8 protein-coding genes are annotated in these 15,068 nt (G+C 71.6%); 6 read left to right on the top strand and 2 right to left on the bottom strand.

The features are described from left to right. Positions 1-43 precede the first annotated feature (43 nt). The 4 genes from ACIP5W_RS10365 to ACIP5W_RS10350 are packed head-to-tail and all read left to right on the top strand — an operon-like array spanning position 44 to position 7,244. Entirely contained in the window at positions 44-2,629 is a 2,586-nt protein-coding gene (locus tag ACIP5W_RS10365) for a glycosyltransferase family 4 protein (RefSeq protein WP_401469689.1), read from the top strand. A gap of 20 nt (positions 2,630-2,649) precedes the next feature. Beyond that, positions 2,650-4,239 (top strand): glycosyltransferase family 4 protein, encoded by a 1,590-nt coding sequence (locus ACIP5W_RS10360; protein ID WP_401469686.1) that lies wholly within the window; start codon positions 2,650-2,652, stop codon positions 4,237-4,239. Further along, on the top strand, positions 4,236-5,924 hold the full coding sequence (locus tag ACIP5W_RS10355) for a glycosyltransferase family 2 protein (protein ID WP_401469683.1): 1,689 nt from the start codon (positions 4,236-4,238) through the stop codon (positions 5,922-5,924). The genes ACIP5W_RS10360 and ACIP5W_RS10355 overlap by 4 nt, the downstream gene beginning before the upstream one ends. Before the next feature lie 36 nt (positions 5,925-5,960). Continuing rightward, positions 5,961-7,244: a nucleotide sugar dehydrogenase gene (locus tag ACIP5W_RS10350; RefSeq protein ID WP_401469680.1), complete on the top strand. Its 1,284-nt coding sequence runs from the start codon at positions 5,961-5,963 to the stop codon at positions 7,242-7,244. A gap of 90 nt (positions 7,245-7,334) precedes the next feature. Here ACIP5W_RS10350 and ACIP5W_RS10345 read toward each other — a convergent pair whose 3' ends face one another. Further along, complete coding sequence (locus ACIP5W_RS10345; protein WP_401469677.1) at positions 7,335-8,501, bottom strand: acyltransferase family protein; 1,167 nt, start codon at positions 8,499-8,501, stop codon at positions 7,335-7,337. 121 nt (positions 8,502-8,622) lie between these two features. Continuing rightward, positions 8,623-9,225 carry an acyltransferase gene (locus tag ACIP5W_RS10340; protein ID WP_366057503.1) on the bottom strand — a complete coding sequence of 201 codons (603 nt, stop codon included), beginning with the start codon at positions 9,223-9,225 and terminating at the stop codon, positions 8,623-8,625. Between the two features lie 277 nt (positions 9,226-9,502). Between ACIP5W_RS10340 and ACIP5W_RS10335 the strand changes: the two genes are divergently transcribed. After that, complete coding sequence (locus tag ACIP5W_RS10335; protein WP_401469674.1) at positions 9,503-11,002, top strand: VCBS repeat-containing protein; 1,500 nt, start codon at positions 9,503-9,505, stop codon at positions 11,000-11,002. A 243-nt stretch (positions 11,003-11,245) separates the two neighbouring features. Beyond that, the gene (locus ACIP5W_RS10330) at positions 11,246-14,926 is read left to right on the top strand and encodes a LamG domain-containing protein (protein WP_401469671.1); all 3,681 of its coding nucleotides are present in this window, start codon (positions 11,246-11,248) and stop codon (positions 14,924-14,926) included. Positions 14,927-15,068 lie beyond the last annotated feature (142 nt).

Below are 15,068 nucleotides of genomic sequence, written 5' to 3'. Positions count from 1 at the left end.
AACAGGGGGGGCCGCGCTCCTGTACCCCCGGAGGAAGTACGTAATGGAATCCCCTGCCCGCAGGCCGAGGATCGCAGTGATCGTCGCCAACGGCATCACGGGTGACTCCCGTGTCCAGAAGACAGCCGTCGCCGCGGCCCGAGACGGCTGGGACGTCACCCTGATCGGCCGGAGCGACACCAAGCGTGTCCAGCGGTCGAAGATGGGACCGATCGACGTCATCCGGGTGCCGGTGAGTTCGGACTACCTGCGCGGTGTGAAGGTGCGCAGGGAGCGCTCCCTGCGGGCCGCGGCCACCCAGTTCCATCTTCCGGACCAGGCGGCTCTGAACCGTTACACCGCGGAGTACCGGGCCTGGGTCCGGCAGAAGTCGGCCGAGAGCAACTGGGCGAGCGCTCCGCGCCGTACGTCGATCAAGGCGGTGCTCCGGGCGCGCCGGTCGGTCCACCGGCTCCGGGTGCAGGCGTTCAAGTGGGAGCAGCGGCGCAAGTCCAAGGACGACCTGGCCAGGGACTGGCGGATCGACTGGCCGCAGGTGGTCGACCTCGACCTCGCCTTCGGCCCGGTGATCGAGGAACTCGAGCCGGACGTCATCCACGCCAACGACGTGACGATGATCGCGACGGCCGCCCTCAGCGCCGCCCGGCTGCGCGCCCGGGGCCGCAAGTGCGCCTGGCTGTACGACGCGCACGAGTACGTCAAGGGCGTGGAGTGGCCGCACCCCCGCCAGGCGTACGCGCTGCCCGCGGTGGAGGCCGAGTTCATCGGCCGGGCCGACGCCGTCGTCACCGTCTCCAGCCAGATGGCGGAACTGCTGAAGAACGACCACGGGCTGGCGAAGGCGCCGCTGGTGGTCGGCAACGCGCCGGTCCGTGAGGTGATCGGGGGCGGCACGGCCGCCTCGTCGGTGCGTGCGGCCTGCGGTCTGGGTCCCGAGGTCCCGCTGATGGTCTACTCGGGCTGGATCGGTCCGGAGCGCGGCGTGGACGCCGTCATCGACGGTCTGCCGCAACTGCCCGGCTTCCATCTCGCCCTCGTGCACGGCCGGATGACGCCCCTTCTGGAGCAACTCCTCACGCGGGCCGAGACGCTGGGCGTGCGCGACCGGATCCACCTGGTGCCGTACGTGCCGCAGCACGAGGTCGCCGACTACCTCTCCTCCGCCGACCTCGGCCTCACCCCCTTCCGGCGCGTCCCCAACTGCGAGGTGTCGCTGCCGACGAAGGTCTCCGAGTACCTCCAGGCCGGGCTGCCGCTGGTCACCAGCGACGTCAAGGTCATCAAGGCGTACGTGGAGCAGCACGGCCTCGGCGAGGTGTGGACGTGGGACGACCCCAAGACGTTCGCCGAAGCCGCCGCGCGGGCCATGGAGAACCGCGGCAAGCTCGCCGACGCGATCACCGAGGACGTCCTCACCGACCTGTCCTGGGAGGCGCAGAGCGGCAAGCTGCTGCAGCTGTACCGGGAGCTGTCGAGGAAGACCCCGCCGGGCCCCCGGCCCGACGTGTCCTGGACGGTCCAGGAGACCCCGGAGGCGGTACGGACGGCGGACAACACCGACGCCGACGGCCGTCCGCTGTGGCGCAAGCTCCGCGACACCCGGGTCCGCCTCGGCCTCGGCCCCGCCAACTACGCGGGCCAGGGCGCCGCGTTCGCGCAGGCTGTCACGCGCCGCAACCCGGACGTGTCCGCCGAGGTCGTCATGAACAAGCGGCCGGAGTCCTTCGACTACCCGGCCGACGTGTACGTGGACGCGGACCGGCTGCGCGACCTCGACGTGCAGGTCCAGCAGATGGAGCGGGTCATCGGCCGCTTCACCCATCTGCTGGTCGACGCCTTCATGCCCGTGTTCGGGCACCTCAACGGCACCAGCATCGCCGGTGACCTGGACGCCCTGAAGCAGGCCAGGATCAAGGTGGCGCTGCTCGCCCACGGCAGCGAGATCCGCCACCCCGCCCACCACATGGCGCGCCACCCCTTCTCGCTGTTCCACGACGCCCCCGACGGCATCGCGAAGAAGCTCCAGGCCAAGGCCGAGGTGAACAAGCGGATCGCGGCCGAGGCCGGACTGCCGCTCTACGTCACCACGCCCGACCTCCTGGAGGACCTCCCGACGGCGAAGTGGCTGCCGCTGGTCGTGGACATCGACAAGTGGGCCACCGACCGCCCGGTCATGGAGCGCAAGCGGCCGCTGGTGCTGCACGCCCCGTCGAAGCGGTGGACCAAGGGCACCGACCGGATCATGCCGGTCCTCACCGAGCTGCACGACAAGGGCGTCATCGAGTTCCGGCTCGCCGAGGGCATCCCGTGGGCCGAGATGCGCGAGCTGGTGCAGAGCTGCGACCTCGTGCTCGACCAGTTCACCACCGGTAGTTACGGCACCTTCGCCGTGGAGGCGATGGCGGCAGGCAAGCCCGTCGTCGCCTACATCAGCGACAGCGTGAAGCTCGCCACGGACGGCGCCCTGCCCATCGTCAGCGCCACCCCCGAGACCCTCCGCGAGGTGCTGGAAGGCCTCGTCGGCGACCCCGAGGGCACGGCCCGGATCGGCCGGCAGTCCCTCGAGTTCGCCCGCACCTACCACGACGGCACATGGACCGCCCAGGTCCTGAGCGATTTCCTGAAGTGACCGGTTCAGAAAGGCTGTTCATGGAAGCGCAGCGCACCGACGCGCCCCGCCCGACCAAGGGCCGGGTCGTCATGCTGGTCGACAACAAGGTCGACGGCGACTCGCGCGTGCAGAAGGCCGCGGAGTCCGCGGCGGCCGCCGGCTGGGACGTGGTGCTCCTCGGCCTCGTCCGCTCGGGCAACGGGCGCACCTGGAAGCTCGGCGACGCCGAGGTGCGGCTGCTGCCGCTGAAGACGCCGCTGGCCAAGCGGCACGCCGAGCGGCACCGCTCGCCGCTGCGCCGTCCGCTCGCCTACCCGCCGGGGCCGCTGGCCGCCTACCGCCGGCAGTGGGCCAAGGCGTGGCGTGCGGATCTGGCCGCCCGCCGGGCCGCCCTGAAGGTGGCACCGCAGGCCGTGGGCAGCCCGCTGTTCCGCCGGGTCGAGAAGCTGCGCCTCGTGGTGGCCGGACCGGTCTCCCGGTTCCTGCAGAAGTGGATCGAGTTCCGGGCCCGCCAGAGCAGCCAGGCGCAGAAGGCGGGCCGTGCTCTGCGCGGGCCCGTGGACCGCGCCTTCACGGCCCTGTGGAAGGCGGCCAAGGGCAGGCGTGCCTGGCGTCGCCTGGAGCCCGTGCTGTGGGACTACGAGCTGACCTACGGCAAGGAGATCGACGCCCTCAAGCCCGATCTCATCCACGCCAACGACTTCCGGATGCTCGGAGTCGGCGCCCGTGCCGCGGTGCGGGCCCGTGCCGCCGGCCGGTCGGTCAAGCTGGTGTGGGACGCCCACGAGTTCCTGCCCGGGGTGCGCCCCTGGGAGGACAACGCCCACTGGATTCCCGGCAACACCGCGCACGAGAGCGAGTACGCCCCGTTCGCCGACGCCGTGGTCACCGTCTCCGAGGGCCTGGCCGACCTGCTGGTGGAGCGCCACGGTCTCAAGGAACAGCCGACCGTGGTCCTCAACGCTCCCGACCGGCCCGTCGAGCGGGACCCGGTGCTCGACGACGACGACGCCGAGCCGGAGCCGGACCTGCGCGCCCTGTGCGGCATCGGACCGGACGTCCCGCTGGTCGTCTACAGCGGCTCGCCCGGCCCGCAGCGCGGCCTCGGGGACATGGTGGAGGCCCTGCCGAAGCTGGACGGCGTCCACATGGCGTTCGTCGTCCCGGCACCGGCCGCCGGCTACATACAGGGTCTGCTGCGCCGTGCGCAGGAACTCGGGGTGGGCGACCGGCTGCACGCCGTGCCGTACGTCAAGCACTGGCAGGTGGTCCGCTTCCTGGCCGCGGCGAACGTCGGCTGCATCCCGATCCACCACTGGCCGAACCACGAGATCGCCCTGATCACGAAGTTCTTCGAGTACTCCCACGCGCGGCTGCCGCTGGTGGTCAGCGATGTGAGGACCATGTCCGAGGTGACCCGCTCCACCGGACAGGGCGAGGTCTGCCGGGCCGAGGACGTCGACGATCTCGCCCGCGCCATCAAGGCCGTACTGGCCGACCCGGAGAGGTACACGGCCGCCTACGACAAGCCCGGGCTGCTCGACACCTGGACCTGGGAGGCGCAGGCCGAGGTGCTGGACGGGCTGTACACCCGGTTGGTCTCCAGATCCTCGAAGGCGGGTTCATGAACGGGGCCGTTCCCGACGTCACTGTCGTCGTCGCCGTCTACAACACGATGCCGTACCTGACGGAGTGCCTGAACTCCCTCGTCGGGCAGAGCATCGGGCGTGACCGGCTGGAGATCGTCGCCGTCGACGACGGCTCCACCGACGACAGCGGCCGCGAACTCGACCGGTTCGCGGCGCTGTACCCGGACACCGTCAAGGTGCTCCACCAGCCCAACTCCGGTGGCCCGGCCGCGCCCAGCAACAGGGCGCTGGAGGTGGCCACCGGGCGGTACGTGTACTTCATAGGCTCCGACGACTACCTCGGCGAGGAAGCGCTGGAGCGCATGGTGAAGTGCGCCGACCGCAACGATTCGGACGTCGTGGTCGGCAAGATGGTCGGCACCAACGGCCGGTACGTCCACCAGGCGCTGTACAAGGAGAACGACCCGGACGTCAGCCTGTACGACTCCGCGCTGCCGTTCACCCTCGCCAACACCAAGCTGTTCCGCCGGGACCTCGTCGAGAAGCACAAGCTGCGCTTCCCGGAGCACCTGCCCGTGGGCAGCGACCAGCCGTTCACCATCGAGGCGTGCGTGCGCGCCCGGAAGATCTCGGTGGTGGCCGACTACATCTGCTACTTCGCGGTCAAGCGCGGCGACGCCAGCAACATCACCTACCGCGCCGACCACCTGGCGCGGCTGCGGGCCGCCGCGGAGATCATGGACTTCACCGCCGGGCTCATCGGGGCGGGCCCCGAGCGCGACGCCGTCCTGCGCCGGCACTTCACCTGGGAGCTGGCCAAGCTCGTCCAGGACGACTTCCCCGGCCTGGACCGCGAGCTGCAGCGGCAGCTCTGCGCGGGTATCGCGCGGCTCGCCGACACCTACTTCACCGACGGCATCCGCGACGCCATGGACGTCAAGCGCCGGGTGCGCATCGCCCTGGCCCATGCGGGGGCGGTCGACGCGCTGTCCGAGGCGATCAGCGCCGAGCAGGAACACGGGGCGCCGCCGTTCGTCGTCGAGGACGGCCGGGCCTACGCCCGCTACCCCGGCTTCCGCGACCCGCTCCTCGGGCTCCCCGACCGTGTCTACGAGCTGATCGGGGAGTCGGTCCCGGGCCGCCTGGCCCAGGGCACCGAGCTGCTCGCCTCCGACTGGGAGCAGCAGGGCGACCGGCTCGCCTACACGGCGTCCGTACGGGTACCCGTGACCGGGCGGCCGGACGGTGCGGGGGCGGTGCTGCGGCTCGCCGAGGGCGCCATGCCCAAGTCGGCCGACAAGCCGGGCGCGCGCCGGCTCAAGGCGGGGCACGCGCTGCCCGCGCCGGTCGGTGAGATGCGGGTGGAGCCGGCCCGGGACGGCGCGGCCAGCGTGCTGCACGCCCGGGTGCCGCTGGAGTACGTCACCGCCAAGCGGGGCGTCCGGGTGTACCTGGACCTCGCCGGCCGGACGTACGAGATCCCGGTGCGCGGTGCGGGACTGCCCATGCCGCTCGCCCGGCGATGGGGCCGGGACGACGATCCGTACCGCGCGTCTGCCATCGTGAACGACAAGGGGCGTGTGGTGATCGACACGGCCCAGCTGTATCCCCCGAAGAGGACTTTGGTGCGGCGGGCGCTCGGGCGTCTGGCGCGGAAGGTGAAGTCCCGCTCCGTCGGCTCGAAGTCGAACGGTTCCAAGAAGTCGAAGTCGAACGGTTCCTGAAGCCGAACGGGTTCCAGAAGGAAGTAGCCACCGTCCATGAACATCTGTGTAGTAGCGCTCGGCAAGATCGGGCTTCCGCTGGCCGTGCAGTTCGCGTCCAAGGGCCACCGGGTCATCGGCGCGGACGTCAACGAGAAGGTCGTCGAGCTGGTCAACGCCGGCGTCGAGCCCTTCCCCGGTGAGCACGACCTCGACGTCAAGCTGAAGCAGGCCGTCGACGCCGGGCTGCTGAGCGCGACGACGGACACCGCGTCCGCGGTCGCCGAGAGCGAGGCCGTCGTCGTGGTCGTGCCGCTGTTCGTCGACGCCGAGGGCGTGCCGGACTTCGGCTGGATGGACTCGGCGACGAAGGCCATCGCCCAGGGGCTGAAGCCGGGCACGCTCGTCTCGTACGAGACCACGCTGCCGGTCGGCACCACGCGCACCCGCTGGGCGCCGATGCTGGCCGAGGGCTCCGGCCTGACCGCGGGTGAGGACTTCCACCTGGTGTTCTCCCCGGAGCGCGTCCTGACCGGCCGGGTCTTCGCGGACCTGCGCCGCTACCCGAAGCTGGTCGGCGGCATAGACGAGGCGTCGACGGCCCGCGGTGTGGAGTTCTACGAGCAGGTCCTCGACTTCGACGAGCGTGCCGACCTGCCGCAGGCCAACGGCGTGTGGGACCTGGGCACCGCGGAGGCCTCCGAGCTGGCCAAGCTCGCCGAGACCACCTACCGGGACGTCAACATCGGTCTGGCGAACCAGTTCGCGCGCTTCGCCGACAGCAACGGCATCGACGTCAAGAAGGTCATCGAGGCCTGCAACTCGCAGCCGTACAGCCACATCCACCAGCCCGGCATCGCCGTCGGCGGCCACTGCATCCCGATCTACCCGCGGATGTACCTGTGGAACGACCCGGCGGCGACCGTCGTGCGTTCCGCGCGTGAGGCGAACGCGGCGATGCCGGAGTACGCCGTGGACCTGCTGGCCGCCGCCTACGGCGACCTGACCGGGGTGAACGTGCTCGTGCTGGGCGCCGCCTACCGCGGTGGCGTGAAGGAGACCGCGTTCTCGGGCGTGTTCCCGACCGTCGAGGCGCTGAAGGCGCGCGGCGCCGTCCCGTTCGTCTCGGACCCGATGTACACGGCCGAGGAGCTCGCGGCGCACGGTCTCACCCCGCACGCGGGCGAGAAGGTCACGGCCGCGATCCTGCAGGCCGACCACGCCGAGTACCGCTCCCTGACGCCGGCCGACCTGCCGGACGTCACGGTCCTCGTCGACGGTCGCCGTACGACCGACCCGCAGGCCTGGAAGGGCGTCCGGCGGGTCGTCATCGGCGGCTGACACGTCCGGCCGGACCCGTCCGGATCCTCGGAACGACGAGAGGGCCCGGCGCCACCAGCAGGTGGCGCCGGGCCCTTTGTCGTTTCCGGATCAGTTGCGCGCCGCAGCCGTGTGCCGGCCTGACTCCTTGGCCAGGCGGTTGCGCAGCCACCGCTGGGACGGCTTCTCCACGAACCGGTGGACGAGCCACGCCAGCACGACCAGCACGGCCGTGGTGGTGGCCAGCGTGGCCCACGCGCCCAGGTGGCCGCCGCCGTACAGCTTGCGGATCATGGCCCAGCCCAGTTCCTCGTGGAGCAGGTAGAGCGGGTACACCAGGGCGCCGGCCGTGGTCAGCCACTTCCATTCGAGCCGGTCGAACTTGTGCAGGGCGACGGCGAGGACGATCAGGTAGAAGACGGTGACCAGGGCGAGGGCGACGTACGGCGAGCGGTCCATGCCCTGGTCGTCGCGCACGTGGTCGGCGTGCTGGATGAGGTCGCCCTGCATGACCAGCCAGCCCGCGGCGAGCAGGCCCCACAGCTTGAGGTCGGGGCCGAACCGGTACATCAGGTACATCGCGATGCCGGAGACGAACAGCGCGGTGTTCAGCGGCTGGGCGAAGATGCCGACCAGCGGGATCTCCTCCTTCTGCACCAGGACGCTCGCGAGCAGCCACAGCCAGCAGAAGACGGAGACCCGGACGTAGTCCAGCCCCTTCCAGAGCACCACCAGGAAGATGAGGTAGAAGGTGAGTTCCACCCACAGCGTCCAGTAGGCGCCGACCAGGTGCCGGGCGGAGAGCGGCGCCTGGACCATGGTGAGGTTGGTCAGCGACTCGCTGAAGCTCGGCGCCTTGCGCTCGCCGTCGGGCAGCCCGCGCCAGACCAGGACGGCGACGACGACCGAGAACCAGTAGGCGGGGAAGAGGCGCAGGAAGCGGGCCTGGACGAACTGGCCCGGGGTGCGGCCCCAGGCGGACAGGCAGATGACGAAGCCGCTGATGATGAAGAACAGCTGGACGCCGTACGAGCCGTAGGAGGTGTACGGGAAGATCGACGGGAACAGTGCCTTCGGGTTGATGCCCCAGTTGGCCTTGGTCGCCGCGTCCACGCCGGTGAAGTGGAAGAGCAGCACGGAGAGCGCCGCCACGACGCGCAGCGCGTCCAGTGCGTAGAGCCGCGGGGCCCGTGCGGGCGCGGGCGGCGCGGGCTCGGGCGCGTCCTCGGTGCCGGCCGCGTCCTGCGGTGCCGGAACCTTGACGTCGGTCTGAGACATGTGTCGTCCTCGTTGTGTGTCCTGGGCGCCCCGCCGCGTGGTCCGGGGGCCGTCACGGGCTGGAGGACCGGGCGGCCCGGGGTGCCCCGGGCCGGTTCCCACCCTCCTGGTGCTGCTCGGCTCACTCCGACTCGGTGAGTGTCCCCTCGGCCGTTTCCCGGTACAGGCGGCCGGACTTCGGGCACTCCCACACGCCGGGCCGGTCCTCGCGCGGGACCAGCCGGACGCCCTCGTGGCCGACCCAGCCGATCCGACGGGCCGGGACGCCGACGACCAGCGCGAAGTCGGGGACGTCCTTGGTGACGACGGCACCGGCCGCGACCATGGCCCAGCGGCCGATCTCGATCGGGGCGACGCACACCGACCGGGCGCCGATGGAGGCGCCGTCGGCGATCTTCACGCCGACGGCCTCCCAGTCGCCGCCGCGCTTCTGCTTGCCCTCGGGGTCCACGGAACGGGGGTTGTGGTCGTTGGTGAGGACCACGGCGGGGCCGATGAAGACACCGTCGCCCAGTTCGGCCGGTTCGTACACCAGTGCGTAGTTCTGGAGCTTGCAGTTGTCGCCCATGCGTACGCCCGTGCCGACGTAGGCGCCGCGGCCGATCACGCAGCCCTCGCCGAGGCGGGCGCCCTCGCGGACCTGCGCCAGATCCCAGACGCTGCTGCCGGCGCCGATCTCGGCGGTGTCGTCGACCTGAGCGCTGGGCTGGACCCTGTAGTTCACTTCGATGCCTTCCGGTGTCTGACGTCCGGGCGAGCATACGGGGATCGGCCCGTCCCCCGCAGGGGCGGCCGGCCGTGGTCCCCGCACAGGCCGGAGCCGTGAAGCCGGTGTGTTTTTCCTGTGATTCTTGTCATGTTCTGGTGATCAAGTGACCTATTGCATGAGCACGTCACTCGAAGCGATGATCCGGTGGCGTTTTACTTAAAGTCTCTTTATCTATGGGGGCAGGGCTGTGTTAACCGGGGGAAGAAGATGGCGGCACAGCGCTGCCGCGGTCATGACGGGGGCACTGCTGGCCTGGGGTCTCGGCGCCGGTGGCACACCGGCCGCGGCCGCGGTCGCGTGTCCCTCGGGTGTCGACTCGGACTTCAACGGCGACGGCGTCCGCGACACGGCGATCGCCGATCCGGAGGCGACCGTCAACGGGGTGCCCGAGGCGGGTGAGGTGCACGTCGTCTACGGCGGCGGAAAGGGCACACTCACCCTCTCGCAGGCGCCCGACGACGTGCCGGGCGCGCCCGAGGCCGGCGACCAGTACGGCTACGCGCTGGCCGTCTACGACGCCGACCTCGACGGGTGCAGCGACCTGGTGATCGGCGCCCCCTACGAGGACATCGGCACCGCGCCCGACTCCGGGTTCGTGCACATCGTCTACGGCTCCACGAGCGGCCTCAACGCCGGCGGCAAGGCCGTGAAGGAGCTGTACCAGGGCACCGACAAGCCACTGGGCGGAGCCCCGGAGGCCGAGGACTGGGTCGGCTACGCGCTCGCGGCCGGCAAGACCTCGGCCGGCACGCCGTACCTGCTGATCGGCGACCCGGGCGAGTCCATCGGCACCGTCGAGGACGCGGGCGGCTTCTACTACGTGGGCGGCACCGCCCTGACGGCCACCTTCACCCACCAGGACACCGAGGCCGCCGGCGCCGTGGCGGGCGTGGCGGAGAAGGACGACCGCTTCGGCTCCGCGCTCGCCGCGACCCCGACGCACTTCGCCGTCGGCACACCCGGTGAGGCGCTCGACACCACCACCTTCGCCGGCGGTGTCGCCTGGTTCAACCACACGCTCACCTCCGGCTACCCCAAGCCGCTCGGGGGACTGGCCCAGGACCAGGACGCGATCAGCGGCGCCGAGGAGGTCGGAGACCAGTTCGGCTCCGCGCTCGCCATGGTCCCCTACCGGCCCTCCGGCGCCACCTCCACCACCGAGTCGCTGCTCGCGGTCGGCGTCCCCGGCGAGGACCTGTCGACGACCGTCGACGCGGGGGCCGTCCAGGTCTTCCGGCTGACGGCCACCGGCACCTTCACGGAGGTCGCCTGGATCGACCAGAACACCGCCGACGTGGACCAGGAGGCCGAGGCCGGCGACTTCTTCGGCAAGCGGCTCGCCGCCGTCAACACCTCGCCGAACGCCACCTCCACGGCCACCACCACCCGCCTCGCCATCGGCGTGCCGGGTGAGGAGTCGTCCGAGGAGCACCCGGAGAAGGGCGGCGTCCAGATCGTCCCGCTGGTCGGCGCGCCCGGCGCCTCCGACCAGTGGATCGACCCCGGCTACGGCATTCCGGGCACCCCGGCCCCGCGCCAGCTCGCCGGCCTCTCGCTGGCCGCCACCCCCGCGCTGCTCTACGTCGGCATGCCCTACGGCCCCGCCGAGGCCCGCGCGGTCCACGGCTTCCCGTGGAACGTGGCGTCCGGCGGCGCACCGACGGTGACGATCAAGCCGGGCGAGGGCGGCCTGCCCGCGACCGGCGTGGCGTTCGGGACGACCGTCCGCTGACGACGCCCGCGCGGTGGCCGGCCCGGAACCGGCCGGCCACCGCGTCACCACCCACCTCGACGAACCGCGCACGGCCTCCCGTGTCAACGGGCCGGCGCGCAGATGCCGGGCCCGGGGAGACGGCGTCCCCTCTCGTGGCGACGCTCCGGTGACGGCCCGCGGACCGAGGGTCCGGCGCGCCCAACCCGTGCCCGCGGCCCCTCGACTTCCCAGACAGACATGAACCGACGGGAGAGTGGACGCGTGTCCGCAGAAAGACCCAGACCGATACGGCGCGGCCTCGCGCTGCGCGCCGCCGTCGCGGCGGCCGTCACCGGCGCCGTGGTGGCCGGCGCCGCGGCGCTCCCGAACGGCGGCGGACCGGACCGGGGCCCCGCCCCCGTCTCGGCCGACCAGCCGCTGGTCACCGAGCAGCAGGCCATGGCCTCCGCGAAGGACAGCGGCAAGCGGGCCGAGGTCGTCGGGATGCGCACCGAGCGCAGGGAGATCTTCGCCGAGCCCGACGGCACCTTCACCGCCCGCGAGTACACCGAGCCCGTCCGCACCGTCCAGGGCGGCAAGTGGGTCTCCGTCGACCCCACGCTCGTCAGGCACGCCGACGGCACCTGGGGTCCGAAGGCCGCCACCGTCGACCTGGCCTTCTCCGCCGGACAGGCGGGCAAGCCCTTCGTCACGATGCGGCGCGCGGGCCGCGAGTTCGCCCTGACCTGGCCGTACGGCAAGCTGCCCGCGCCCCGCGTCGACGGCGACACCGCCACCTACGCCGAGGTGCTGCCCGGCGTCGACCTCACCGTACGGGCGGAGGCGGACGGCTTCGGCCACCTGATCGTCGTCAAGACGCCCGAGGCCGCGGCCGACCCCCGGCTGGCCCGGCTCGACCTCGGCATGACCACCGACGGCCTGAAGGTCGCGGAGGACGCCACCGGAGCCATCCTCGCCGAGGACGCCGTCGTCGGCGGCACCGTCTTCCAGGCCGGGAAGCCGGCCATGTGGGACTCGGCGGCCGTCAAGGAGAGCGCGGCGCGCAAGCAGGGCCCGAAGGCGGTCGCCAAGGCGCTGAGGTCGGCGACGGCGGGCGCGGCGGCGGCCGCTTCGGCAGCCTCCTCCACCGCTGCCACCGCTGCCGCGACTCCCACCGCCGCCCCCGGCCCGCAGGCCGCCCCCGAGCCCGCCCTCGAAGGCCCCGGCGGCGGTGGCCGCGTCGCCCCGCTGGGCGTCGAGGTCGGCAAGGACAAGCTGAGCCTGGTCCCCGACCAGAAGCTCCTCAAGGGCGAGGACACCGTCTTCCCCGTCGTCATCGACCCGATCCAGCGCACCACCTCGCGCACCTCCTGGACCGGCGTCATGTCCGGGATGCCCAGTGAGCAGGACTGGAAGTACTCGGGCAGCGCGGGCGTCGGCAAGTGCCCCACCGACTACAACCCGGTCTCCTGCAACGGTGTCGGCACCCGGCGCGTCATGTTCACGATGCCGCTCTCCTTCTACAAGGGGAAGCAGATCCTGGGCGCGACCTTCTCCGCCCGTGTCGAGCACATCTACAGTGCCTCCCCGACCGCCGAACCCATCCAGCTCTACCGGATCGGCGGCGCCAACTACAGCCTCACCTCGTCCAGCAACTGGTCCAACACCTCGGACGACTGGGACGACTACCTCCAGACCGTCGACAAGGCGATCTCCCCGACCTCCTGCTCCAGCCAGGCCAACCTGCACTTCGAGAGCGGCGCGACCGGCGAGCTGACCACCGAGGTCAAGACGGCCGCCGCGGGCGGCTGGAACGCGATGACGCTGGGCCTGCGCGCGGCCGACGAGTCCCGCTTCGCGGAGTGGAAGCGGATCTGCGGCAACGCCTACCTGTCGATCAAGTACAACAACCTGCCGCGGCAGATCAAGACCTCGGACATGTCCTCGGACCCGGGCGGGGTGTGCAAGTGGGGCGCGAGCCGTCCCACCACCGACGTGCCGCCGAAGCTCCGGGCCATCGCCAGCGACCCGGACCACGGCAACGGCCAGACCGACAAGGTGAAGGTCGAGTTCAAGGTGGAGTGGGGCGGGGCCACGCCCGGCTCCTACACCTACACCACCCGGGACTGGCTCTCCCCGACGACCAGCACGAAGTTCGAGCACACCGTCAAGTCGATCATCCCGCAGAACACCCCCATCTACTGGAGCGCGCGGGCGTACGACGGTGACGGCTACGGCCCGTGGAGCTCGGAGGGCGACACCCCGCAGCGCTGCGAGTTCGTCTACGACAAGACCTGGCCCGGCAAGCCGCTCGTGCTGTCCAAGCAGTACCCGTCCGACACCGTCTACCACGACGGCGTGGGCACCTACGGCACCTTCACCTTCTCGCCGAACCCGAACGACTCCATCCCGGACAACGACGTCGTCAAGTACCAGTACTCCTTCAACGGCGCGGCGATGACCACCCTCACCCCGGCCTCGCCGGGCGGTTCGGTCTCCCTCCAGTGGATGCCGACCCGGTCCGGACGCCAGGTGCTGGAAGTGGTCGCCATCGACAAGGCGGCGCACGCCAGCAGCACGCCGTACGACTTCCTGGTGAGCGAGGGCAAGCCGGTCGTCGCCCAGTGGAACCTCGCCGACCAGGCCGGTGACACCGAGGCGCACGACGAGAGCGGCGAGTTCTCGGCGACCGCCGGCACCGCCGTCGCCTTCGGCGCGGACGGCCCCGGCGGCAAGGTCGACAAGGCGGCCCGCTTCGACGGCAGTGCCGAGTCCTACCTCGACGCCGGCGAGACGGTGCTGGACACCGCCAAGAGCTTCAGCGTCAGCGCGTGGGTGCGGCCCACCGCCCTGGACAAGGACATGACGGTCGTCAGCCAGGACGGCACCGGCGAGCCCGGCTTCACCCTCGGCTACGACGCCACCGCGAAGACCTGGAAGTTCTCCGTCCCGGTCAACGACGTGGACTCGCTCGGCGAGTGGAAGGCCGTCTCCACCGGCATCACCGTGGTCAAGGACCAGTGGGTCCTGCTGACCGGCGTGTACGACGCGCAGAAGAGCGGCGGCCCCCAGCTCCAGCTCTACATCAACAAGGACCTGAAGGGATCGGCCACCCGGCGCTCCACCTGGAAGTCGTACGGACCGCTGCAGATCGGCCGCTCGACGGCCAAGAGCGGCTACCGCGACCACTTCACCGGTGACCTCGCCGAGATCCGCGTCTTCGACCGGGTCCTGCCGGCGGCCCAGGTCGCCGAGCTGATGACGATCATGCCGGTGCGCAAGGCCTACTGGCAGCTGGACCAGGCCACCAACGGCTCGGTGGCCGAGACCGGCGGCGGCCAGGCGCTGACCCTCGCGGGCAACGCCTCCATCTACCGCCCGGCCGACCCGCTGTTCGACACCGCCGCCCTGGTCGGCGACGGCAACCTCGTCCTGGACGGCGACGGCGACTACGCGTCCACCGCCACCGCCCCGGTCACCGGCGCCGGCAGCTTCACCGTGACCGCCCGCGCCCAGCTCACCTCGCTGGACCCGGAGAAGTCGCAGACGGTGCTGTCCCTGCCGGGCGCCAACGCCAACCGCGTCCAGGTCCGCTACCAGGCGACCACCGGGCAGTGGGAGCTGGCGGTGGCCAAGACGGACGTGGCCGCCCCCTCGGTCGTCACCTTCACCGACGACCAGGAACTCCCCGACACCGGCGGCTCCGGCCAGCACCTCGCGGTCGTCTACGACGCCTTCGCCAACTCGATCCGCCTCTACGTCGAGGGCCAGCTCGTCGCCGGCGCCTACGGCACGGACAACACCCTGTGGTCCGCCACCGGCGGTCTCCAGGTGGGCCGTTCGCTGCGCGGGGCGAGCGAGTACTTCGCCGGCGCGATCGACGAGGTGCGGGTCTACAGCGGCGCGGCCGATCCGGTCGCGGTGCAGCAGATGGCCGCGCTGACGGCCGTGACCGACATGTGACGGTCCATCAGAACTGAGGTGTGGCGGGGCGCCCCCGGCCCCCCCCCCCCCGCCCCCCCCCCCCCCCCACCAAGACCCCCCCCCCCCCGCCCCCATTTTGGGGTTTTGTTGCGGGGGCCGCCCCCGCGCCCCCCCCCCCCCC

Origin of the sequence: Streptomyces sp. NPDC088766 (genome assembly GCF_044750845.1) — a bacterium.
Taxonomy (GTDB): Bacteria; Actinomycetota; Actinomycetes; order Streptomycetales; family Streptomycetaceae; genus Streptomyces.
This window is presented reverse-complemented; position numbering and strand designations above follow the sequence as displayed.

Bases quoted from the DNA above. Each gene is read 5' to 3' on its own strand.
- ACIP5W_RS10365 (WP_401469689.1), top strand. From the start codon at position 44: ATGGAATCCCCTGCCCGCAGGCCGAGGATCGCAGTGATCGTCGCCAAC.
- ACIP5W_RS10360 (WP_401469686.1), top strand. From the start codon at position 2,650: ATGGAAGCGCAGCGCACCGACGCGCCCCGCCCGACCAAGGGCCGGGTC.
- ACIP5W_RS10355 (WP_401469683.1), top strand. From the start codon at position 4,236: ATGAACGGGGCCGTTCCCGACGTCACTGTCGTCGTCGCCGTCTACAAC.
- ACIP5W_RS10350 (WP_401469680.1), top strand. From the start codon at position 5,961: ATGAACATCTGTGTAGTAGCGCTCGGCAAGATCGGGCTTCCGCTGGCC.
- ACIP5W_RS10345 (WP_401469677.1), bottom strand. From the start codon at position 8,501: ATGTCTCAGACCGACGTCAAGGTTCCGGCACCGCAGGACGCGGCCGGC.
- ACIP5W_RS10335 (WP_401469674.1), top strand. From the start codon at position 9,503: ATGACGGGGGCACTGCTGGCCTGGGGTCTCGGCGCCGGTGGCACACCG.